Source organism: Clostridium sp. MCC344 (genome assembly GCF_018785365.1).
Classification (GTDB): domain Bacteria; phylum Bacillota; class Clostridia; order Lachnospirales; family Lachnospiraceae; genus Pilosibacter.
Map to the genome: position 1 here is coordinate 157,214 of NZ_WQPQ01000026.1, position 22,323 is coordinate 179,536.

Here is a 22,323-nt window from a genome sequence, read left to right on the forward strand (position 1 = left end):
TTCGCGATGTGTTTTTATATTCATTATTGTATCATCTTAACGAAAAATTGACAAACCTTCTCCCTTTTGTCCGAACATATAAATAACTTAATCTGATCATTTATTCTTCTTATGGTTCACTCTGCAAAAAGAAAAATGCCCCGCCCGAAATCTCCCCAGACCGGACGAAGCATTTTCCTTTGAGTATGTCTGTATTCGTAAGCATTCAATCCTGCATTCCCACAGGGCCGAGTGCTCACTCTGTATAAAAGCCTGCCCCTTTTGCAGCGCGGGCTGTTAGACAGTCATGATCATTCTGCAAGTTCTTCCCACTTTTCGTAGAGAACTTCCAGTTTTCCTGCGATCTCCTCTTTTTCCTTGTTTAACTCCATGAGTTTCGCAACGTCGGAGAAGACGCTCTCATCGCAGAGGAGGCCGTCGATCTCCCCGTCTCTTGTCTCCAGCTTGTGGATCTCATCCTCGACCTTCTTTAAATCGTTCTGGCGTTTTCTCTGGCGGGCCTGTTCTTCCTTCTGAGCCTTCCAGTCGAGCTTTCCGCCGGCATCCGCTGCCGGATTCTCCACAGCCTTTCCGGCAGTCTCCGCCGCCGCTCCTGTCTTCGACGCGCCGAATCCGACGATCCCGCCGGCACTCTCCGGCGCCTCGTTTCCGAAATGGGCCGTCATCATCGCGTCATGTTTTTCCAGATAATAATCGTAATTTCCGATATAATTCATCATCCGCTTTCCGGTGAGATCCAGGATCCTCGTCGCGGTCTTGTTGATAAAATAACGGTCATGGGAGACATAGAGCACAGTTCCGCCGTAGTGGCTCAGCGCGTTCTCCAGAATCTCCTTCGATGTGATATCCAGATGGTTTGTCGGCTCATCGAGGATCAGGAAGTTCGCCTCGGAGAGCATGAGCTTTGCAAGCGACACACGTCCTCTCTCACCGCCGCTCAGATCCCCGATCCGTTTAAACACGTCATCCCCGGTGAACAGGAACGCCGCCAGCGTACTTCTGATCTGTGTGTTGGACATTCCCGGATATGCGTCGGAGATCTCCTCAAACAGCGTCTTTTCCATGTGCAGGACCTGATGATCCTGATCATAATAGCCGATGTGGACTCTGGAACCCAGAATGATCTCACCGGCATCCGGCTCGACAAGACCGTTGATGATCTTTAAGATCGTCGTCTTTCCCGTTCCGTTATCCCCGATGATCGCCACGCGCTCGCCGCGCTTGACATCAAAGCTGAGGTCCGTAAACAAGGTCTGGGAGCCAAAGGACTTCGCAAGTCCGTTGACCGTCAGTACATCATTTCCGCTCAGGATATTCGGCTCCAGGCGGATGTCCATTGCATCGTTGACCTCCGACGGCTTTTCCAGGACCTCGATCTTATCGAGCATCTTTTCGCGGCTCTCCGCCCGCTTGATGGACTTTTCCCGATTGAAGGACTTCAATTTCTCGATGACCGCTTCCTGATGTTTGATCTCCTGCTGCTGGTTTAAGTACGCCTTCATCTGGATCGCGCGCATCTGCGCCCGCTTCTCACTGTAGGCCGTATAGTTTCCGGAGTACACGATCGCATGTCCGTTGTCCAGCTCGATGACCTTTGTTACGATCTTATCGAGGAAATACCGGTCATGGGCAACGATCAGGACCGCTCCGCGGTAATTTAAGAGATATGTCTCCAGCCATGCGATGGAGGACATATCCAGGTGGTTCGTCGGCTCATCGAGGAGAATGATGTCCGGATTTGTGAGAAGAAGTTTACCCAGAGAAACTCTTGTCTTCTGTCCGCCGGACAGTGTGGAGATCTGTTTGGAAAACTCTTCCTCCGTAAATCCGAGTCCCTTTAAGACTCCGACGATCTCACTCTTCCAGGCATAGCCGTTGATGAGCTCAAATTCGTGGCTCAAGCGGCTGTACTGGTTCATCATGGTCTCCAGCGCTTCCCCGGAGGCCGTTTTCATCGAATTTTCCAGATCTCTCAGCCGGTTTTCCATCTCGATGACCGACTTTTTCGCATCGAGCATCTCCTCATAGATCGTCCGGTGACTTAAAAGATCCTGATTCTGTGCCAGATACCCCAGTGTCTTTCCGCTTCCCAGCACGACCTCGCCGGAATCCGGTGCCAGCTCACCCACGATGATCTTTAACAATGTTGATTTTCCGGCGCCGTTGATGCCGACGATCGCCGCTTTTTCATGATCTTCAATATGAAAGGAAGCGTTCTTGATAATATCGTCGCTTCCGAACGATTTGCAGATATTGCTGCAGGATAATATCATAAAATCCTCCTGTTTCTTGTTGTACAGCCGCTATTTCCTTCGTTCATACGGCTTCTGTATTTTTCCAGACGACGTTTTTCTTCCTCGCACAACGGTTCCGTTCCTGCACCGTCATGCATAAAAATCTGTCGTTAATCTTTTCATTGTTGTCCTGAAAAAAGGATTACTCTTTTTCACAGAATTTCTGCCTTTTCTCAACTTCTGCGTTACGCCCACGGGAAATACGGCCACACCGCCGCAAGAAAGATCGCCGGCAGCAGATTCGCCACCTTGACCTTCTTTCCCCAGATCAGGTTCACTCCGACGCAGAAGATCAGGACCGATCCTGTCAGGGACATGTCCGCCAGTCCCTCATCCGTCAGGAACGGCTCGATCACCTTCGCAAGGAGCGTCATCGCCCCCTGGAACATCCCGACCGGGATCGCCGAGAAAATACAGCCTTTTCCCATGGACGCCGTCATGATCGCGACGATGATCATGTCGAGAACAGCTTTTGCCGTGAGAATCGAATAGTCGCCGTAAATTCCGTCCCGGATCGATCCGACGACCGCCATCGCTCCGATACAGACGGTCAGGGAAGCCGTCACAAATGCATCCACGAACGCATTGTCGCCGTCACTTTTCGTCTTCTCCTTCAGCCATTCCCCGAACCGTTCCATCTTCGTGTCGAGATCGATCCACTCGCCGAGAAGAGCCCCGACAGCAAAACAGGCGATCATCATCATGGATCCCGATGAAGAAAGCCCGTTTTCCGTCAGTTTTAACATCTGCTCCATACAGCCGGAGACTCCGATAAACAATACGCAGAGCGCCGACGCCATCATCAGGTTGCTCTGATAACGCTCCGTCAGTTTCTTTCCAAATAATAACCCCATCACGCCGCCCGCGACGATCGCAGTGACGTTGATGATCGTTCCAAGTCCGAACATAGTTGTCTCTTTTCTTCTGTCATGATATCACGATCCGCAGTTTTCACACTCTTTGCGCTATCCGGCGATCGTGATCCGCACTCGCTGTTTTCCAGCAATCTGCAGACCGATTTTCCTCTCCTGTGCCATGATCGCCTGTATACATGCAAATTGAAGTATAGCACAAAATCATATTTTCGTCTATCTCCAAGTTTTCCGGTCTCGGCATTCCCCGACATTCTGCCAGACGAATGACACCGGCAATGGAAAGGCGATTCGTCCCACTTTCCCTGCCTGTTCATAGCAAAACAACTGGAAATTCCACCCATTATTTAAAACGACCTCAGGTCAAGCCCTTATGATTTTCATCAGGATCCTGACACAGAGGTCGTTTTCTGCGTTTATACTGATTTTTTAATCTTCTTTTACCTTTTCTTCCCATCTGCTCCTTCTGTAATACAGGAAGGAAAGGATCGCGCATACGATCCAGCCGACCGGATATCCCATTCCGACTGTATACTCGTTGAATGCGATCTTTGTCACGAAGAAGAGATAGATCTGTCTGCAGACAACGAAGCTGAAGAGCATGATGCACATCGGTCCCTTTGCATCCCCGGATCCTCTCAAGGAACCCGCAAGGATCTGGTTGAAGGAACTGCAGAAGCGGAACGGGACCGTCATCAGGATAAATAAGGTTCCATAGTGCAGCACATCCGGATCCTGGTTGAAAAGGGATACCAGGGATCTTGCGGAAATTGCCATCGCGCCGGAGATGCAGATCAGCACGCCCACACCCATGAACACTGCCTGTTTGACGCCGTCTCTCGCACGCTTCACATTCTTTGCTCCGAGATTCTGTCCCACGAACGTTGTCGCGGCCTGTCCCATACTCTGGGCAGGCAGGATTGCGAACTGGTCGATCTTTGAGTGGCAGCTCCAGCCCGCCATGATGACAGAAGAGCCAAGTCCATTTACATACGACTGCACAAGCGCGTTGGAAAACGCAGTGAGTCCCTGCTGGACTCCCGCCGGAAGACCGATCCGGAAGATCTCGCCGAGGCAGGATTTATTGATGTGAAGGTCCCGAAGAACAAGGCGATGTGCTTCCTTCGTCCTCATAAGAGTCGAGCACGCAAGAGCAGCGGAAACTGCCTCGGCGATCACCGTAGCGATCGCGACACCGCTGATCCCCCAGCCAAATTTCGCAACAAAGAGAATATCCAGAGCGATATTTAAACAGCTGCTGATGATCAGGAAATTTAACGGGCGCTTCGTGTCTCCCACAGCCCTTAAGATCGCACTGCTCATATTGTAAAGAAAGAGGACCGGAACTCCGGCAAAATAGATCTTTAAATACTCTCCCGCCGGTCCGATCACATCATCCGGCGTTGACATCCATTTTACCATCAGCGGGACAACCCAGACCGAGATCAGAGAGACAAAGCATCCGACGATCACTGCAAACAGGATCGTCGTCTCGACCGCCTCGTGGAGCTTTTCATGATTCCGGGAACCGAAACACGTGCTGATCACAACTCCGGCACCGATCGAGATCCCATTAAAGAAGTTTACCAGCGTATTGCAGATCGCCGTCGTCGCGCCGACCGCAGCCAGCGCCGATGTTCCGAGATAGTTTCCCACGACAATGCTGTCGACTGTGTTGTAGAGCTGCTGGAAGATATTTCCCATGATCAGCGGGATTGCAAAAAGAACCAGCTGTTTCCAGATTACGCCCTGTGTCATATCGATATTGCTTTTTCTGCCGGATGTAATTTTTGACATTCTTTTGTCCCTTTCTGCGATCGCATGTGTACGAAATATGTAAAATCTGCCGTCATTCTGTAATATCTATGTAAATCATACGGGATTTTCCGTTAAAAAGCAAGCTGTTCTCTTTTGTTGATCCCACAGGAAATTTTTGTATCCGGCACATGATTTTTTTGTACCCCGTTCTTCTGGTCTGCCCGGGCATTCTTTTCGCCTTCAGAAGCTTTCTCCGGCTTTTTCTCTCTCGTTCACAAGAAAAGGACAGGCTCCCTTTTCGGTACCCTGTCCTGTCTTTCCCATCTTTTTATTTTATGGCCGTGATTTCAGGAGTTACTCCCATGTCGGGATGTAAGCTCCCTTGTAAGTGTCCTCGATCACTTTTGCAACTTCCGGTGTACGGAAATAATCGACTACTTTCTTGTAAAGCTCGTTGTCCTTATCAGCTGTTCTTGCAACGATGATGTTGACGTACGGGTTGTCAGATCCCTCTTCCACGCTCTCAAGGAAGATCGCATCTTCCTTCGGGTTTAAACCGTTGTCAACTGCGTGACCGCCGTTGATGACTGCTGCTGCAACGTCCGGAAGAAGGCTTGCTGTATTTGCTGCCTCAACCTCTTTGATGTCAAGGTTTAACGGGTTCTCTGTGATGTCTTTCTTTGTCGGTGTGTAGCCTGCTGCCGGATCAACCTTGATCAGACCTGCGGACTCAAGAAGTTTTAATGCACGGCCGCCGTTTGTAGCGTCATTCGGGATCGCGATGATATCACCGTCCTTGATCTCGGATACATCCTTGATCTTGTTGGAGTAGAGGCCTAACGGAGCCATGATGGTCTCACCGATGATAGAAAGATCATAACCGTTGTTCTTGCAGTCATCCTCAAAGTAAGCGATGTGCTGGAAAGAGTTCAGATCGATCTCACCGTCATTTAATGCACGGTTCGGAAGCGGATAATCTGCAAATTTTACAAGCTCAAGGTCGATGTTCTCCTCAGCAAGCTTGTCGATGACCGGCTGCCACTGCTCGTTGTTCTCACCTACAACACCGAGTTTGATGACTGTCTTCTCGCCGGAGGCTGCGGTTGTATCAGCTGCTGCCTCAGAACCGGCTGCGGTTGTATCGGCTGCTGCCGCTGTTGTCTCTGTCTTCTGGCTGCTGCCGCATGCGGTTAAGGATAATGCTAAAACTGCTGCTGCGCCAAGTGCTAAAACTCTTTTCTTCATAATTTTTCTCCTCCTGAACTTTCTTTGTCACTGCCCGTTTTCATTCGCATTCGCTGTGCGGACCGGACAGTTCCTTTTATTGATACGGCCCGGAAATAGTTCCTCTCCGTTTCAAGCAATTTTAATCTGAAACCACCGTTCTAGTGAGTCGTCTTTTTGATCACATAGGAACCGGTACTCTGGATCAGGCTTACCATGATCAGAATGATGATGACGGTTACATAGGTGACATCGGTCTGCCCTCTGGAGTGACCATAACGGATCGCGAAATCGCCGAGTCCGCCGCCGCCGACCGCACCGGCCATCGCGGTAAGACCGACCAGGCTGATAAATGTGATCTGCATTGCACGGACGATCCCCGGGACACTCTCCTTTAAGTATACGCGGAGGATGATCTCCCACGGGCTGTTTCCCATGCTCTCCGCAGCTTCGATCAGACCGTAGTCAACTTCAGCGAGCGCACTCTCGATCTGTCTCGTAAAGAACGGGACCGTTCCGAAAATAAGCGGTAAGATCGCACCCTTTGTACCGATCGCTGTTCCGACGACCATACGGGTCAGCGGGATCAGCGCTGTCAGAAGGATTACGAACGGGATCGAACGGAAAATGTTGACCAGCTTATCTAAAATATTGAAGATCACCTTGTTTTTCAGGACACCCTTCGGAGCTGTCGCAGTGAGGATGATCCCAAAGAAAAGACCGAACACCATGGAGATCGCACCTGACACGATGACCATGTAGATCGTCTGACCGAAGCTTTCGAAAAGCTCATCCGGCTTTGACATGACATTCGGGATAATCGCATTTAAGAAATCAAGCATTCTCGATCACCTCCACTCCAACATTCTTCTCCTTCAGATATTCGATCGCGGCTTCGATATTCTCCTTCGTTCCGCTTGCGATCGCCACAGTTCCGCCGATCGGGGCGTCCTGAACGATCTCAATATCTGCAAAGATGATATTCAGATCCACGCTGAATCTTCTGGAAGCTTCGGAGATCAGTGCCTCCGACGTATTCTTCTTAATGTAATTCAGCCGCAGGATCTTTTCACCCGGCTTTAATGCGACAAGCGGTGACTTCTCCTCGACCAGCTTTTCGATCTTCTGAAGGTTGGATGTCGTGCGGATGAAGTCTCTCGTGATCCCCGCCTTCGGTGCTGCGAAGATCGAGTAGACATCGCCTTCCTCCACGACATTACCGTGTTCCATGACGGCTACACGGTCACAGATCTCTTTGACGACCGCCATCTCATGGGTGATGATCACGATGGTAATGCCGAGCTTTTCATTTAAGTGTTTTAAGAGCTGTAAGATCGCCCCCGTCGTCTGCGGATCCAGGGCGCTCGTCGCCTCATCGCAGAGGAGAACTTTCGGATCATTCGCAAGCGCTCTCGCGATCGCAACTCTCTGTTTCTGTCCGCCGGAAAGCTGACTCGGATACGCATTCTCTTTTTCTGCGATATCGACAAGCTCTAAAAGCTCCCGCACTTTCGCCTTGATCTGTGCTTTGGAAAGTCCGCTTCCCTTTAACGGGTAAGCGACATTCTCTCCAACTGTTCTGGATCTCATCAGGTTGAAATGCTGGAAGATCATTCCGATCTTCTTTCTCGCTTCCCTGAGTTCTTTCGCCGGAAGATCCGTGAGAACTTTTCCGTCAACCGTGACGGTTCCGCTCGTCGGTCGTTCCAGTAAGTTGATACATCGCACCAGTGTGGATTTTCCGGCACCGGAGAATCCGATGATACCGAAGATCTCACCACTCCTGATATGAAGTGTGACATCAGAGACCGCATGGACTTTTTCCGCACCGGTATCAAACGTCTTTGTAATATGGTCTAACTGAATCAATTTTATCCTCCCATGTACGTGTCAGCCGTACATTTTCTAATCTCTGTGTGTGCTAATAAGATACCACGTTTTAACCTATTCGTCCAATATAGATAAGAAATAAGTTATTATAGGTTTTTTCTATAGCAAAGCGTTTTTTATCAATTCCCGCCACGCAAAAAAGTACGGGGCAGCAACCATGTTCGCCGCCCTGTACTTCGTGTTCTGATCTATTTCTCTTTTCTTACGCTTCTTCCACAGCCTTCACAGCCTGATCAAGGAAATCCGCCTTCACATACTCGACCGTTCCCTCATCAACAGCCTTTGCGATCTCAGGACGGATCGGGATCTGCGCGAGAACCGGAATTCCGTATTCTTTCGCGACTTCCTCGATACGGCTCTCTCCGAATACTGCGATCTTCTTTCCGCAGTCCGGACATTCGAGATAGCTCATATTTTCAACAAGTCCGAGGATCGGAACGTTCATCTTTTTCGCCATGTTGACGGCCTTCTCAACGATCATGGAGACAAGCTCCTGCGGGGATGTCACGATGATGATCCCGTTGACCGGAAGTGACTGGAATACAGTAAGCGGCACATCGCCGGTTCCCGGAGGCATATCAACGAACATGTAGTCGATATCCTGCCAGAGTGTCTCACTCCAGAACTGTTTTACCGCACCGGCGATCACCGGACCACGCCAGATCACCGGATCTGTCTCATTCTCCAGAAGCATGTTGGAGGAGATCACATCGATCCCGGTGGAGGATGTCGCCGGAACAAGGAGTTTTCCGTCCGGTGTCACGGTCACGCCGTCATGGATCCCAAATGCATTCGGGATCGACGGTCCTGTGATATCGGCATCAAGGATTCCGACTTTCGCACCTGTCGCGCGCATCCGGCATGCCATTAAGGATGTAACTAAAGACTTTCCGACGCCGCCTTTACCGCTGACTACGCCGATCACTTTCTTTACGGAACTCGCCGGATTTAACTTCTCAAGGAAGCTCTGCGGCTCGCTCGTTCTGCTTCCGCAGTTTGCGGAGCAGGTTCCGCAGTTATGGGTACAATTTTCTGCTGTTTCGCTCATTACTATCTCACTTTCTAACTGTTATTCAGGCGTAACTGTTCAGTACCCTCACAGTTACGAGCAAAAATCCATTCCAGATCGGCTTCGCCGATGGGATTTTTGCCTCCAGACCTGTGTTTTATTACGGTCAGCGCAGCAAGTGCGCAGACCTACTGAATAGTTACATTCAAGCATACATTCTGCCTTGCATTTTATGTACAGAGCATAACCTGATCGTCCTGTACTGCTCTCCGGATCTTATTCCTTGAGTCCTGTCTCGATCAGATTGCAGACTGCTTCAATGGCCTCTTTCTCGTCCGGTCCGTCACAGTGGACGGTGATCTCATCGCCGCAGCGGATCCCGGATGCCATTACGTTTAATACGCTCTTCGCGTTGATTTCCTTTTCTTTATAAAAAATCATCACTTTAGAATCGAACTTCATGGATGTCTGGCAGAGCAGTCCCGCCGGGCGAAGATGAAGACCGGTCGGGTTTACGACTGTAACTTTTCTTTCTACCATTACCTAATTCCTCCTATTCTGATTGTAAGTTCATAAACAAGTAAAAACCGCCCCAAATGACCATTCCTCATTTACGACGTTTTTATTCATGACCAGGCAGTTTCATTGTATACTACAATTCCCCTAATGTCAACGGAGCATCCCCCGGAATCGTTTGACATTTTCCCCTCACCGGGCTACAATCAAAACAATATCGTGCACAAGCAACGTGTCCGGCTAGCCTTCACGATCCTGTCCCGACTGGAATGCCGGCACGTCCAAATATCCAACGAGGAGTTTTCCCCAATGAAAATACTTGCCCCAAACTTATATAAGATCATCCTGACGAACAAAAACATGAGGACTTCATCCAGAAACCTCTATATTATAAAAGGCAGCGAACGAAGCCTCATGATCGACACCTCCTGGAACGTGCCGGAGTGTCTGTCGGAGATGGAACAAGCCCTGAACGAGCTCTCCATCGACTGCAGGAATCTCGACATCTTCGTGACTCACAATCATGTAGACCACAGCGGCTATGTCTCCTTTTTCACCGACCGCGGCGCCCGGGCGTTCATGAATCCGGTAGAGATCGCAGCCTCTTCCGACCGCTACCATCGTTTTTATGAGGACAATGATATGCGCCGCTCCTACACAAGTGAAGTCGGAGTCACAAAAGAACGGACTCCGGACGCATGGCAGGAGATCAAGGCAGGCGCCGACCAGCTCGCCAGGGATAACAACGTGAATTTCGACTTTCCATTCACGCCCATCGCCCCCGGAGACCGTCTTTCTTACGGCGGTTACGACTTCGAAGTCGTCTCCCTTGCCGGACACACCTCCGGTCAGTGCGGACTTGTTGAACGAAATGCAAAGTTATTCTTCTGCGCCGACCAGGTGATCCTCGGCCTTGTTCCCATCGTCATCACCTCAGGAAAGGATCAGCATCTCCTCACCGAATACTTCGCTTCCCTCAGGGAACTCGCATCTGATTACAGCGGATACCGTTTTCTCCCGGGGCACTACGGTGAATTCACAGAGATCAAAGAAGAGACCGACCGGATCATCGCCGGATACGGGGAGCGCTGCACACAGCTCCGTCAGGTACTGGCAGAAAGTAATCGCCCGATGACTCTCCTGGAACTCGACCAGGCGCTCTACATCCAGCGCATGCAGACTTACCGCTACTCCTTCCTGTTCTCCTATCTCCACACCTGGCCAAAGCTCTTTTCCTGCCTCGACTGGCTTTTCGAGACCGGTGTGATCGACCGCACGGAAAAGGACGGAGTTTTGTACTGGTCTCTCCGGTGACGCCTATTCGCTGCGCCCGGTCCTCTCCTCCGCCTCTCTCTTCGAGAACACGCACCCGCAGTAATTCTGCCGGTACAGCGCGTGTTCTCTGGAGAGCTCCGTGGATCGCTTATATCCGTTTTTCTTCTTGAAATCCGACGGCAGAAATTCAACGCCATACTCTTTTCCCATCTCTTCCCCGATCCGGTTCAGCCGCTCCGCATCTTTTAACGGGCTGATCGTGAGTGTCGTTGTAAAGAAATCGAACCCGCCGGCTTTTGCCTCCCTCGCAGCCTCGGAAAGGCGGAGTTTAAAGCATTCCGTACACCGTGCGCCGCCTTCCGGCTCCTGTTCCAGGCCTTTTGCCGCCGTGTAGAAATCGTCCGGCACATACGTTCCCGCCACGAAATGGATCGGATGGCGGTTCGCCTCGTTTTCCCACTCTCCGTTAAATTCCCGGATCAGGCGCTCCTGCTCCGAAGTCCGTTCCTCGTACTCGGACGGCGGGTAGATATTCGGATTGTAATAAAAGACCGTGATCTCAAAATACCGGGAGAGGTATTCCAGGACATAACTGCTGCACGGTGCACAGCAGCTATGGAGAAACAGCGTCGGCACCCCTCCCCCGCTCTGAAGTTCCTCCAGTTTTTTTTCTAATTCTTTCTGATAATTTCTTTTATTCATAAATTCTCCAATAAAGGAAGAGAAAAAAGGCAGCCGGATCTTCTCCTGCTGCCTGTATCTCTTTTTCGGATCCACCAGACACATCCGCACCTGCGATCCGCTTTCATCTTTTTTGAAACGAGTTTCTACAGGAAATCCCTGATCCGTTTGCTGCGGACCGGATTTCTGAGTTTCCGGAGCGCCTTCGCCTCGATCTGGCGAATACGTTCTCTCGTTACGTTGAACTCTTTTCCTACCTCTTCAAGTGTTCTCGGATGTCCATCCTCAAGACCAAATCGAAGCACGATGACCTGACGCTCTCTCTCTTTGAGATCGCCTAATAATGCATCGATGTGCTCTCTCAGCATTACAGACTCTACATTTCCCTCCGGGGTAACCGCGTTGCTGTCCGCAACAAAATCGCCCAGGTTGGAGTCATCCTCCTCACCGATCGGAGTCTCCAAGGATGCAGGTTCTCTTGCGATCTGCATGATCTCCATGACCTTGTCCTCTGACATATCAAGCGCTTCCGCAAGCTCTGTCACGGACGGCTCATAGCCAAGTTCCAGGGTCAGCTTTCTCTGCATCTTTGACATCTTGTTGATCGTCTCTACCATATGAACCGGAACACGGATCGTTCTCGCCTGATCTGCAAGCGCTCTCGTCACGGACTGACGGATCCACCAGGTTGCATATGTACTTAACTTATATCCTTTTGTATAGTCGAACTTCTCAACGCCCTTAATAAGACCAAGGTTTCCTTCCTGAACAAGATCCAGGAAACTCATTCCACGTCCTGTATAACGCTTTGCGATACTTACAACAAGACGCAGGTTTGCCTCGATCAGGCGCTCTTTCGCAGACTCATCTCCCTCTGCCTTTCTCTTCGCGAGACGAAGCTCCTCATCCGCGGAAAGAAGCGGCACAGTACCGATCTCCTTTAAATACATGCGGACCGGATCTTCTGTTCCGATACCTTCCAGAAGGTCGATGGCGTCTAAGTCAATGTCCTCTCCGTCCTTGTCTTCACGGTAGTCATCATCCAGATCGTCCAGAAGCATGGAATCATCCGCAAGCATTGCGTCATCGATTACCGGCACAACATCAATATTGTTATGCTCCAGGTAATTATAAATTTCGTCCATCTGCTCCGGTCCGAGGTTATCTCCGGCAAAAAAGTCGTTGATCTCCGTCGCGTCAAGGGCATTCTGTTTTGACTTGCCGAGTGCGACAAGTTTCTTAAGTTTGTCTAAAAATACTTCTTTTTCCACTGAATAACGTCCTTTCAGGTTGGGGCTTGCTCAAACTGCTCCACGATAGTTCATTATATACCATCCAGCGACATTTTTCAACTTTTTTCCTTGAATTTTTCACTGATTTTTAGCATATTCGAAATATCTCATGCCGCTTTGCGATCAGTTTTCCGTCTTCTCTTCCTTTTTTTCCGGTTCCGGGCTGCAGCTCAGAGTGACTGCTTCCTTTACATTCTCGATCTTCGCCTCTTTTACCGCCCCGCCGAACTCACCGTCGAGGACCCACGGGACATCCTCATCTGCAGTCACCGTGAATTTTGATGACTTGAACCGGATCATATCCTTATTTTCCTGTTCCGGGAACAGGAGGAGTCCGCTTAAGATGTTTGGAAGGTCCACCGGTGACTTCGGTGTCCGGATAAACAAGCCCTCAAACAGACCGTCATGGAACGAAACATCCTTCGGAGCGAGTCCGCTGAATCCGCCGACACTCGTGGTATTTGTCACCATTCCGAAGATAAATTCCCCGTCTGCCTCGCCGTCATCCCATGCAATATGCATTTTATAAGACTTCAGCTTTCCCAGCGCCTTGATTGATTCCAGGATATACGCCTGATGTCCGAGAACATTTTTGACATCCTGCGGCGTACTGTAGGAAACCTCAGTAAACGCTCCAAACGCTGCGATATACACAAAATACCTCTGATCCCCGAATTTTCCGATATCGACACCGTAGGATTTACCGCTCACCACATCCCGCGCTGCCTCCGTGAGGTTTGCAGGGATCTTTAAACTTCTTGCAAAATCGTTCGTGGAACCGGACGGAAGATACCCGATCTCCGGTCGTTTTTTTAACTTCATGATGCCGGAGATCACGCTGTTTAATGTGCCGTCCCCGCCGCTGCAGACAAAAAGCTCTACCTCACTGCCATACTCCTCGGCGATCTTTGCCGCATCTCCCGGCTCCTGGGTCACATAGACGGACGGCAGATAACCTGCCCTGCAGAAGATCCCGAGGATATCGGATAACTGATTTTTAATGGCTTCCTTCCCTGAACGGGGATTAAAAAGAAATATCATTTTTTTCATCATGATCACGCTCCATACTTTCAACTAGCTCTCGCAGCTGTCCATTGTCTGCGCAGCTGCAATCTTTCTATAAGCCGCAAACGCATTCGGGATCGGATACTTTTCCTTCAGCTCTTCCCGATCTGCAAACAGCAGTCCCGGAATTTCTTCTGTTACACGGATCAGATATCCGCTCATATGCCATTCCACATGGCTGAAAATATGCTTTGCCGTCGGGAGTTCTTTCTCGATCACAGCTCTGCATTTCATCTGTTCCAGCACTTCTTTCCCGGAAAGTTTTCCCTCCAGGTTCGGGAACTCATAGAGGGATGCCAGAAGCCCTGTGTCATCCCGCTTTCTAATGGCTATTTTATCCCCGTATTCCACTAATAATACGGTCTTTTCCTCTATTTTCCTTTTCTTTTTCGGTGTTTTCACCGGGATCTCTGCGGTCAGAGCCTTTTTTCTCGCCTCACAGACGGTATAGAACGGGCACGGTGCTCCGCAGAGCGGCGCTCCGTTCGGCACACAGACGATCGCTCCCGTCTCGATGAGAGCCTGGTTGAAGTCCCCGGCTTCTCCTTCTTTTAAAGTTTTCAGGGTCTCCTCCACCGCCAGTTCCATCTTCTTTTTCACTGCCTGCTTTAAGATATCCTCATAGCTTCCCGCCACTCTTGACAGGACCCGCATAACATTTCCGTCAACTGCAGGGACAGGAAGACCAAACGCGATGGAGCCGATCGCTCCCGCCGTGTAACTTCCGATCCCGGGAAGTAAGAGAAGCGCCGCGTGGTCTGCCGGAAGCGCTCCTCCGTATTCGGAGACGATGATCTCTGCCGCTTTTTTCAGATTTCTCGCTCTGCTGTAATAGCCAAGACCTTCCCAGCACTTGAAAAGTTCCTCTTCCTCACAATCCGCCAGCGCCTGCACGGTCGGAAAGTGTTCCATGAAGCGGGCAAAGTACGGTTTTACTGCCTCGACTCTCGTCTGCTGCAGCATAATCTCCGAGATCCAGATCCGGTAGGCATCCCGGTTCTCACGCCACGGGAGATCTCTCCTGTTTTCCCGATACCACGAAAGGAGCGGTCCTCTCGCGGCATCCAGACGCTCCGTCAGGGTGAGGTTCTTCTCATCCGGAAAGATTTTCTGGAGGCCGGAATAGAGATCCGCCCCCGAAACATTCATTTCTTCCTTATACATATCCATAGACTCCGCGGACTGAAACTTCCCCGGAGATAATCTCCTTTAACGTGCCGTCAGCGAGACGTACAAGCAATGCGCCTTCCTTGTTGATCCCCTCGGAAACGCCGCGGAACTCGCCCGCCGGGTCCAGGACACACACCTCATTGCCGAGATTTACGAGATTCGCATTGTACTCTTCGATGAGTCCCGACATATCCTGAGTCTTGATAAACGTGTCATAGTATCCCTCAAAGGCCTCCATGATCGCTGCGATGATCTCGCTTCTCTTCTGGATCTTTCCGCTCTCTATGTAGAGGGAAGTTGCGGTAGCCTTAATGTCGTCCGGGAAATCCTTCTGGTTTACGTTAATGCCGATTCCCGGGATCACATACTGGATCTCCATGAGTTCCGTGCTCATCTCCGTCAGGATCCCGCAGATCTTCTTCTTATTCAATACAAGATCGTTCGGCCATTTGATCTCCGATTTCAGTCCCGTCGATATTTCAATTCCCTTTTTCGCCGCAAGAGCCATGACCAGCGTCAGCATCGACGCAGCCAGCGGATCGATCTGAGGTCTCAACAGCATGCTCATCCAGATCCCGACTCCCGCAGGGGATGTCCAGACACGGCCCCGTCTTCCCTTTCCTCCAAGCTGCTGTTCCGCAACTGCCAGAGTCCCGTGGGGCGCGCCCTGTTCCGCAAGGCTCCGGATCTCGTTGTTTGTGGAGACTGTCTCCTCAAAGAATACGACATTCTCTCCTGCCCACTTCGTATGGATCGTACTTTCCAACTCTTCCTTCGAGAGCACATCCGCAGATCCTTTCAGAATATATCCTTTATTCCGGACCGCTTCGATCTCATAGCCCTCTTCTTTCAGCTGATTGATCACCTTCCAGATTGCTGTCCTCGATACACCGAACTTCTCACAGAGCTCCTGTCCGGAAATATAGCCGTCTGTCTCTTTTAATAATTTCAGGATTTCTCCCTTCATCTCATTACCTCCAACAGTTCCTACCAAATGCTAACCGCGCTTAAGATCGTGAAGATCAGCAGGACCGTTCCGAATCCCATCTGGAACACCGCCGCAGTTCTTCTCCGCCGCTCCCGCTTTGTCCGGGAGAGCCAGTATTTTCCTGTGGCGAGATTTAAAACCGCCGCCAGGAAAAAGATCACCGGAAAGAGGAACATGTACCTCTCCGTATCAAGAAACGAAATGACGGACATGACCACCACGGCGATCCCGATGATGATATGCATGGCATCAAGCGCCATGGATTCGCTCCTGACCTTTCTTCTTTTATTGTTTTCCGCCATATTTCAGCGTTCTCCTCATATCTCTATCCTACCGTCAGCTTATCCGAAAGCAGTTCATGGATCTTCCCAACGATCTCATCCGGCGTGTATACACGGTAGACTTCCAACTGCATCTTTTTTGCAAACAGCTCAAGGACCGCACCGTAAAGATCCCTGTAGTCCCACTCGCTGCAAAGCCTCAGCTTCTTTGCGAGAAACGGAAAGATCTTTTCCGTGTAGACACGGTAACCCGTGAGCTTCGCGAATTCGTCCTCTTTCACATACGGTTTCAGCCAGATCTTAAAGAGGTCAAGCTCCGACATGATCCTGCCAAAATAATACGCCTCGGAATATGGCATGTCAAGATAATATTTCCGCCCACAGAGTCCGTAAAGAAATCTCAGCCCGTCGAAATAGCCGAGCTTCATGTTTTTCTTCGTCCTTGCGCTGTCAAACTCCAGGATCCCGCCAAGATTTCTCCCCGGTGCGATCTCATGGATCGTCACGTCCGCCGGAATCTCCATAAACTTTCTCCGGTCCACGCCGATCCCGTAAAGGCGGATCACGATGATATCTTTATATCCCCGGTCCGTCAGAAGATCGACCGGGACATTGTTGACGCTGCCGCCGTCCAGATACGTCTTTCCGCCGATTTTTTCCTGCTTAAAGCCCGGAAAGTAAGCGCTGGCCATCATCATGTCCTTCATGGTTCCCGGCGGCGCTTCCTTCACATCAAAGTCCTCTTCCTTCCGGTCCGTGACTGAAAATGACGCGGCACAGAAATCACGTGGTGAGCGCCTGATCCGCTCCTCATCCACCGTCTCTTCCAGAAGTTTTTTGAGTGGGGCGATATCAAGCCCCCTGTCTGAAAACAGCCGTTTGAATTCTGCCGCCGCGTCGGTCATTTTCATGGATCGAACGCCGAATTTCTTTAGTTTTGCGATCATGGGATCATCCACCCGGAATACCGTGGAGTAGGTCATAGTCCCCCAGATCTCCTCCGCTTTTTCCAGGTCATCCATACAGATCAGTGCGCCGTTCAACGCCCCTACTGACGTTCCCGCGACTCCCCTGATCTTCACGCCGGCTTCCCGGAGCGCTTTCCAGACGCCGATCTGGTACGCACCCCGGGCTCCGCCGCCCTCTAAGACGATCCCATATTCTTTTTCAAGATCAATTCTCAGTTTCACTCTTCTTTGCAATCTCCGTTACACTTGTCACAAGGCCGGCCAGGGACTGGATCTCAGACGGAATGATGATCTTTGTTGCCTTACCGTCTGCCGCCTTCGCGAATGCCTCAAGACTCTTTAACTGTAAAACTGCCTGGTCCGCTCCTGCTTCCTTGATCATGCGGATGCCGTCGGCATTCGCCTGCTGGATCTTTAAGATCGCCTCCGCCTGACCTTCCGCCTCGCGGATCCGTTTTTCCTTCTCCGCCTCAGCGTGGAGGATCGCTGCCTGCTTATCCGCCTCCGCATCGAGGATCGCGGACTGTTTCTTACCTTCCGCAACGAGGATCGTGGACTTCTTCTCACCTTCCGCACGGAGGATCGCCTCACGGCGCTCACGCTCCGCCTTCATCTGTTTCTCCATCGCATCCTGGATCGCTGCCGGAGGGATAATGTTCTTTAACTCCACACGGTTGACCTTGATGCCCCACGGGTCCGTCGCAACGTCCAGTGCCGAACGCATCTTTGTGTTGATCGTCTCACGGGAAGTCAGGGTCTGATCGAGTTCCAGGTCACCGATGATGTTCCGGAGTGTGGTTGCTGTCAGGTTCTCGATCGCCATAATCGGATTCTCAACGCCGTATGCGTAGAGCTTCGGGTCCGTGATCTGGAAGAACACGACCGTATCGATCTTCATGGTTACGTTATCCTTTGTGATCACCGGCTGCGGGGCGAAGTCAACGACCTGTTCTTTTAAGAGAACGCGCTTTGCAACACGGTCGATAAACGGAACCTTAAAGTGGATTCCCACGTTCCAGGTTTCCAGGTATGCGCCAAGCCTCTCCACGACCATCGCCTGTGCCTGAGGCACGATACGGATGCAGGAAACAAGGATCAGCAGAATGATAAAGATCAGTACTAATACTAAAATTGCTGGCATATTTAAATCCTCCTTTATGAGTTTTGGGAAAAATTTTATTTCTGGCTTTCAGAGGTTTCGGAAACCGGTTCCACAATAAGCTTCACGCCCCGGACTTCCTTTATGAGCACATGGGTCCCCACAGGGATCGTCACTGCGTCATCCGCAGATCTCGCCGTCCACTCCTGCCCATTGACGACTGCAACTCCGGACGGCTCATTGTTGTCGATCTTTGTGATCACTTTCGCCTTTCTTCCGATCAGTCCGTCCACATTCGTCTTCACGGTTTCCCGGTTGATGAACCGTGCTGCGAGCGGTCTCGTAAAGAGCAGCATGAGAAACGATACGACCAGAAATACTACAAGCTGCATTTTGACAGAAAAGCCAAAGATCGCAACGAAAAACGCAAACAACGCGCCGCCTGCAAACCAGATCGTCGTGAGCGCCATAGTCGCCGCCTCGATTCCGATCAGAATTACAAAGGCTACCAGCCATCCGATCATATCCATAAAATCACTCCTTTACGCGCGCCGCTGTCTCGCCGTCTCGAACATCAGGATCGATGCTGCGATGGCGGCATTTAAGGACTCCACCTTTCCCGCCATGGGGATCTTCACCCAGGTATCTGCCAGGTTGGAAAGCTTTTCTGTCAGCCCGTTTCCCTCATTTCCGATCAGGAATGCTGTATTACCAGTATAATCTTCCTGTTCGTAATTATTCTTTCCTGCAAGATGGGCCGCAAAAACACGGATTCCCCGCGCCTTCAGATCCAGGACCGTCTGTTCCAGATCATCCGTATAATAGAACGGGACACGGAACACGGATCCCATGGTGGAGCGGATCACCTTCGGGTTATAGAGGTCCACAGTGTCACGGCTCATGATAAGTCCCGTGATCCCCGCACCTTCTCCGGCTCGCAAGATCGTTCCGAGATTTCCCGGATCCTGAAGATTTTCCAGAACCATCAGGTGGGCGGGACGATCATTCTTTAAAAGATCCTCCATTCCATAGGAAAATTGTCTGACAAGTGCCAGCACACCCTGAGGCGTCTGTGTATCGGACATTGCCGCAAACACCTGATCACTGACAAGTTCATATCCCGGGTATTCTGCAAGAATTGCGGCATTCTCCGGATTTTTCGCGAAGGTTTCAGAAACATAGATACTTTTAACCTGATCCTTCGGGAGCTCAGCGGCCATCCGCACTCCCTCGACAACGAAAAGTCCCTGTTCGTTTCTCGCTCTCGCTTTCTTCTTTAACTCGATGACCGCTTTTACCTGATCATTTTTTGTACTCGTGATCATCGATCTGCCTCCGGGTCAAGTTTCTCCACTTCATCCATCCAGATCCGTCTCGCCGCGTCACTCGGCATTCTCAAATCTCCTCTCGGAGAAACCGCAACAGATCCGACCTTCGGGCCGTCCGGCAGGCAGGAACGCTTGAACTGCTGTGCGAAGAACCGGCGGTAGAAGGTATTTAACCACTTGTAGATCACCTTGTCCTCGTAAACTCCCTCGAAAGCGATCTTCGCCAGGCGGTAGATCTTCGCCGGATGATAACCGTAACGGAGAATATAATAGAGGAAGAAATCGTGAAGCTCGTAAGGTCCGACCAGGTCCTCCGTCTTCTGGGAGATCTTTCCGTCCTCCGGCGGCAGAAGCTCCGGGCTCACCGGGGTATCGAGAACATCGTTGAGTACATCTGCCAGGGCCTTGTCGCCGCAGGTATCCGCGTAGTAGCGAACAAGATGACGGACAAGCGTCTTCGGAACAGACGCGTTCACGCCGTACATGGACATGTGGTCGCCGTTGTAGGTCGCCCAGCCAAGAGCCAGCTCAGACATATCTCCTGTTCCGATGACCATGCCGTTCGTCTTGTTCGCAAGGTCCATGAGGATCAGGGTGCGGTATCTTGCCTGGGAGTTCTCGTAAGTCACATCATGGATCGCCGGATCATGTCCGATATCCTCGAAGTGGGTGGAAACTGCTTTTCTGATATTTACCTCTCTTAACGTCGCACCCAGCTTCTTTGTGAGCGTGACTGCGTTGTTGTAGGTTCTGTCCGTAGTTCCGAAGCACGGCATCGTGACGGAGAGGATATTTTCTCTCGAAATGCCCAGCATATCGAAGGCTCTCGCTGTGACGAGAAGCGCCAGGGTGGAGTCGAGTCCGCCGGAGATTCCTACAACCGCGCTCTTGGCACCGGTGTGGGCGAGACGTTTCTTTAAGCCCATGGCCTGGATCGTTAGGATCTCCTCACAGCGGGCGGTTCTCTCTTTCTCGTTTGACGGAACGAAAGGTGCCGGATCGATATAGCGTTTTAATGTGAGCTCCGTTTTATTTAAGGTGAAGTCCATGTAATCATAGTCCTCAGTCTCCGCACCCGGCTGACATGTGGTCATTCTTCTTCTCTCGTTTTTAAGTCTGTAAAGATCGATGTCCGCCGTGATCATGCCGTTTTTGAAACGCTCGGATTCCGCAAGGATATTTCCGTTCTCGGCAATGATATCATGTCCGCCGAAGACGAGGTCCTGGGTGGACTCGCCCTCTCCGGCATTGGCATAGATGTACGCACATACGAGGCGGGCAGACTGTCCGGCGATCAGCGCCTCACGGTATCCGGCCTTTCCTGTTGTCTCATCGCTGGCGGAGCAGTTTGCGATCACGGTAGCTCCGGCCTTCGCGTGGGATACACTGGGCGGATCCATCGTCCAGACATCCTCACAGAGCTCCGCGGCAACTACAAGTTCCGGGATATTTGTACAGCGGAATAAAACCTTGCTTCCAAACGGGACCAGGCGTTCTCCCCACTCTACCACATCAGGCTTTACCGGACCCGGATTGAAGTGGCGGAGCTCGTAGAACTCAGAATAGTTCGGGAGATGTCTCTTCGGAACGAGTCCCAATAATTCTCCGCTCTTGATAACAGCCGCCACGTTATAAAGTTTTCCGTCCTTCATCCACGGGAGTCCGATGAAGGTCAGCATATCCATCGCTTTTGATGCATTTAAGAGCCATAAGAGTTCTTCCTTTGCCTGATCGACCAGCGTATCCTGTAAAAACAGATCACCGCAGGTATATCCGGTAAGCCCCAGTTCCGGGAACACCAGAATCTTTACGTCCTGATCCGCCGCCTCCTGCATCATCTTCCAGGTCTGCTCCCGGTTAAACGCCGGATCCGCAACCTTTAAATCTGGGGTGGCTGCCGCCACCCGGATAAATCCATCTTTCATGTCTATTCTCCTTAATCTATTCTGACTTTGATGGCCGCGCTGCGCGCAGATGTTCAGTCAATCCTGGAGTGTATTCCGTTACAGCAACTGTTCCGTATCTTCGCAGCTACCCGTTATACAACAATTCAGTCATAAACGGTGCTTTCTATTGTTTTGAAAATTTCCGCATGGCTGAATGATTACTTTTTATTATACACTTTTTTTCTGAAAATAGCTATGGCTTTTCGATTGTTTTATATATATTTCATGAATCGTTCTACCATGTGTCAGTTCAGCAAGTACGTGTGCGCTGCAAACCTGCCTGCATAGAAACTCGCATTCGCTGAACTGCATAAGGGCAACGCTGGAATGGCGAAAGGCTGTGCTCCCCCACTGAGCACAGCCTTTCATTCACGTACAATTTCCTTGCATTATACAGTTCCTCGAAATTGATACCCCTTCAATTTCAATGCTTATGCAGTATAACAAAATATTACCGGAAATGCTATGGTAAATATAGTTAAATTTGCACAATTTTATTGTATATATTTACTATCTTCCGCACAAATGTCCGCTGAGGAAAAGCAGATTCGTTGTTTTTACAAAAAAACAATCTATTCTATGGCCGTCCTGTCCGATATGGTCAGAATTTTGTATACTGCACACATTTGCTGGTGGCATACAGATGCCATGTATCCCCCGCATAATT

20 protein-coding genes are annotated in these 22,323 nt (G+C 50.6%); 1 reads left to right on the top strand and 19 read right to left on the bottom strand.

Going from position 1 to position 22,323, the window contains the following annotated elements; translation table 11 throughout:
- Positions 1-290: 290 nt before the first annotated feature.
- The 8 genes from abc-f to GPK90_RS09635 all read right to left on the bottom strand — a co-directional run bounded on the left by abc-f (position 291) and on the right by GPK90_RS09635 (position 9,587).
- Entirely contained in the window at positions 291-2,273 is a 1,983-nt protein-coding gene (gene abc-f / locus GPK90_RS09600; protein WP_215702843.1) for a ribosomal protection-like ABC-F family protein, read from the bottom strand.
- 206 nt (positions 2,274-2,479) lie between these two features.
- On the bottom strand, positions 2,480-3,202 hold the full coding sequence (locus GPK90_RS09605; RefSeq protein WP_215702844.1) for a DUF554 domain-containing protein: 723 nt from the start codon (positions 3,200-3,202) through the stop codon (positions 2,480-2,482).
- Positions 3,203-3,595: 393 nt separating this feature from the next.
- Positions 3,596-4,963: an MATE family efflux transporter gene (locus GPK90_RS09610; protein WP_252197406.1), complete on the bottom strand. Its 1,368-nt coding sequence runs from the start codon at positions 4,961-4,963 to the stop codon at positions 3,596-3,598.
- A 315-nt stretch (positions 4,964-5,278) separates the two neighbouring features.
- Positions 5,279-6,169 (bottom strand): MetQ/NlpA family ABC transporter substrate-binding protein, encoded by an 891-nt coding sequence (locus GPK90_RS09615; protein ID WP_118320850.1) that lies wholly within the window; start codon positions 6,167-6,169, stop codon positions 5,279-5,281.
- A 140-nt stretch (positions 6,170-6,309) separates the two neighbouring features.
- On the bottom strand, positions 6,310-6,990 hold the full coding sequence (locus GPK90_RS09620) for a methionine ABC transporter permease (protein WP_215702845.1): 681 nt from the start codon (positions 6,988-6,990) through the stop codon (positions 6,310-6,312).
- Positions 6,983-8,017 carry a methionine ABC transporter ATP-binding protein gene (locus tag GPK90_RS09625; protein ID WP_118531814.1) on the bottom strand — a complete coding sequence of 345 codons (1,035 nt, stop codon included), beginning with the start codon at positions 8,015-8,017 and terminating at the stop codon, positions 6,983-6,985. The genes GPK90_RS09620 and GPK90_RS09625 overlap by 8 nt, the downstream gene beginning before the upstream one ends.
- A gap of 223 nt (positions 8,018-8,240) precedes the next feature.
- Positions 8,241-9,086 (bottom strand): Mrp/NBP35 family ATP-binding protein, encoded by an 846-nt coding sequence (locus GPK90_RS09630; RefSeq protein WP_118531816.1) that lies wholly within the window; start codon positions 9,084-9,086, stop codon positions 8,241-8,243.
- Between the two features lie 237 nt (positions 9,087-9,323).
- Positions 9,324-9,587 (bottom strand): HPr family phosphocarrier protein, encoded by a 264-nt coding sequence (locus GPK90_RS09635; RefSeq protein WP_118297848.1) that lies wholly within the window; start codon positions 9,585-9,587, stop codon positions 9,324-9,326.
- Between the two features lie 285 nt (positions 9,588-9,872).
- On the opposite strand from GPK90_RS09635, the gene GPK90_RS09640 reads away from it, so the two are divergent.
- Positions 9,873-10,877: an MBL fold metallo-hydrolase gene (locus tag GPK90_RS09640; RefSeq protein ID WP_215702846.1), complete on the top strand. Its 1,005-nt coding sequence runs from the start codon at positions 9,873-9,875 to the stop codon at positions 10,875-10,877.
- A 3-nt stretch (positions 10,878-10,880) separates the two neighbouring features.
- On the opposite strand, the gene GPK90_RS09645 is transcribed toward GPK90_RS09640, so the two are convergent.
- From GPK90_RS09645 to GPK90_RS09695, 11 genes are all read right to left on the bottom strand, one after another.
- Positions 10,881-11,540, bottom strand: a complete 660-nt coding sequence (locus GPK90_RS09645; RefSeq protein ID WP_215702847.1) for an epoxyqueuosine reductase QueH — start codon at positions 11,538-11,540, stop codon at positions 10,881-10,883.
- A gap of 125 nt (positions 11,541-11,665) precedes the next feature.
- On the bottom strand, positions 11,666-12,790 hold the full coding sequence (rpoD, locus tag GPK90_RS09650; protein WP_118297844.1) for an RNA polymerase sigma factor RpoD: 1,125 nt from the start codon (positions 12,788-12,790) through the stop codon (positions 11,666-11,668).
- Positions 12,791-12,934: 144 nt separating this feature from the next.
- On the bottom strand, positions 12,935-13,864 hold the full coding sequence (locus GPK90_RS09655; RefSeq protein ID WP_346011239.1) for a diacylglycerol/lipid kinase family protein: 930 nt from the start codon (positions 13,862-13,864) through the stop codon (positions 12,935-12,937).
- A gap of 21 nt (positions 13,865-13,885) precedes the next feature.
- The gene (gene mutY, locus GPK90_RS09660; protein ID WP_252197407.1) at positions 13,886-15,040 is read right to left on the bottom strand and encodes an A/G-specific adenine glycosylase; all 1,155 of its coding nucleotides are present in this window, start codon (positions 15,038-15,040) and stop codon (positions 13,886-13,888) included.
- Positions 15,033-16,013, bottom strand: a complete 981-nt coding sequence (locus tag GPK90_RS09665; RefSeq protein ID WP_118531824.1) for a biotin--[acetyl-CoA-carboxylase] ligase — start codon at positions 16,011-16,013, stop codon at positions 15,033-15,035. Before GPK90_RS09665 ends, mutY begins: the two co-directional genes overlap by 8 nt.
- 20 nt (positions 16,014-16,033) lie before the next feature.
- Positions 16,034-16,336, bottom strand: coding sequence for a DUF6637 family protein (locus GPK90_RS09670; protein WP_118297842.1), 303 nt, complete (start codon positions 16,334-16,336; stop codon positions 16,034-16,036).
- A 23-nt stretch (positions 16,337-16,359) separates the two neighbouring features.
- Complete coding sequence (locus tag GPK90_RS09675) at positions 16,360-17,505, bottom strand: patatin-like phospholipase family protein (protein ID WP_329752043.1); 1,146 nt, start codon at positions 17,503-17,505, stop codon at positions 16,360-16,362.
- Positions 17,489-18,424 carry an SPFH domain-containing protein gene (locus GPK90_RS09680; protein ID WP_118531826.1) on the bottom strand — a complete coding sequence of 312 codons (936 nt, stop codon included), beginning with the start codon at positions 18,422-18,424 and terminating at the stop codon, positions 17,489-17,491. The genes GPK90_RS09675 and GPK90_RS09680 overlap by 17 nt, the downstream gene beginning before the upstream one ends.
- A 35-nt stretch (positions 18,425-18,459) precedes the next feature.
- Positions 18,460-18,912 (bottom strand): NfeD family protein, encoded by a 453-nt coding sequence (locus tag GPK90_RS09685; RefSeq protein WP_118531828.1) that lies wholly within the window; start codon positions 18,910-18,912, stop codon positions 18,460-18,462.
- A gap of 12 nt (positions 18,913-18,924) precedes the next feature.
- Complete coding sequence (locus GPK90_RS09690; protein WP_118531830.1) at positions 18,925-19,707, bottom strand: TrmH family RNA methyltransferase; 783 nt, start codon at positions 19,705-19,707, stop codon at positions 18,925-18,927.
- Entirely contained in the window at positions 19,704-21,635 is a 1,932-nt protein-coding gene (locus GPK90_RS09695; protein ID WP_215702848.1) for an NAD(+) synthase, read from the bottom strand. Before GPK90_RS09695 ends, GPK90_RS09690 begins: the two co-directional genes overlap by 4 nt.
- Between the last annotated feature and the right edge of the window lie 688 nt (positions 21,636-22,323).

What these genes read in the sequence shown, in the direction of transcription:
- abc-f (WP_215702843.1), bottom strand. Translation starts at nt 2,273, where the DNA reads ATGATATTATCCTGCAGCAATATCTGCAAATCGTTCGGAAGCGACGAT.
- GPK90_RS09605 (WP_215702844.1), bottom strand. Translation starts at nt 3,202, where the DNA reads ATGTTCGGACTTGGAACGATCATCAACGTCACTGCGATCGTCGCGGGC.
- GPK90_RS09610 (WP_252197406.1), bottom strand. Translation starts at nt 4,963, where the DNA reads ATGTCAAAAATTACATCCGGCAGAAAAAGCAATATCGATATGACACAG.
- GPK90_RS09615 (WP_118320850.1), bottom strand. Translation starts at nt 6,169, where the DNA reads ATGAAGAAAAGAGTTTTAGCACTTGGCGCAGCAGCAGTTTTAGCATTA.
- GPK90_RS09620 (WP_215702845.1), bottom strand. Translation starts at nt 6,990, where the DNA reads ATGCTTGATTTCTTAAATGCGATTATCCCGAATGTCATGTCAAAGCCG.
- GPK90_RS09630 (WP_118531816.1), bottom strand. Translation starts at nt 9,086, where the DNA reads ATGAGCGAAACAGCAGAAAATTGTACCCATAACTGCGGAACCTGCTCC.
- GPK90_RS09635 (WP_118297848.1), bottom strand. Translation starts at nt 9,587, where the DNA reads ATGGTAGAAAGAAAAGTTACAGTCGTAAACCCGACCGGTCTTCATCTT.
- GPK90_RS09640 (WP_215702846.1), top strand. Translation starts at nt 9,873, where the DNA reads ATGAAAATACTTGCCCCAAACTTATATAAGATCATCCTGACGAACAAA.
- GPK90_RS09645 (WP_215702847.1), bottom strand. Translation starts at nt 11,540, where the DNA reads ATGAATAAAAGAAATTATCAGAAAGAATTAGAAAAAAAACTGGAGGAA.
- GPK90_RS09655 (WP_346011239.1), bottom strand. Translation starts at nt 13,864, where the DNA reads ATGATGAAAAAAATGATATTTCTTTTTAATCCCCGTTCAGGGAAGGAA.
- mutY (WP_252197407.1), bottom strand. Translation starts at nt 15,040, where the DNA reads ATGTATAAGGAAGAAATGAATGTTTCGGGGGCGGATCTCTATTCCGGC.
- GPK90_RS09665 (WP_118531824.1), bottom strand. Translation starts at nt 16,013, where the DNA reads ATGAAGGGAGAAATCCTGAAATTATTAAAAGAGACAGACGGCTATATT.
- GPK90_RS09670 (WP_118297842.1), bottom strand. Translation starts at nt 16,336, where the DNA reads ATGGCGGAAAACAATAAAAGAAGAAAGGTCAGGAGCGAATCCATGGCG.
- GPK90_RS09680 (WP_118531826.1), bottom strand. Translation starts at nt 18,424, where the DNA reads ATGCCAGCAATTTTAGTATTAGTACTGATCTTTATCATTCTGCTGATC.
- GPK90_RS09685 (WP_118531828.1), bottom strand. Translation starts at nt 18,912, where the DNA reads ATGGATATGATCGGATGGCTGGTAGCCTTTGTAATTCTGATCGGAATC.
- GPK90_RS09690 (WP_118531830.1), bottom strand. Translation starts at nt 19,707, where the DNA reads ATGATCACGAGTACAAAAAATGATCAGGTAAAAGCGGTCATCGAGTTA.
- GPK90_RS09695 (WP_215702848.1), bottom strand. Translation starts at nt 21,635, where the DNA reads ATGAAAGATGGATTTATCCGGGTGGCGGCAGCCACCCCAGATTTAAAG.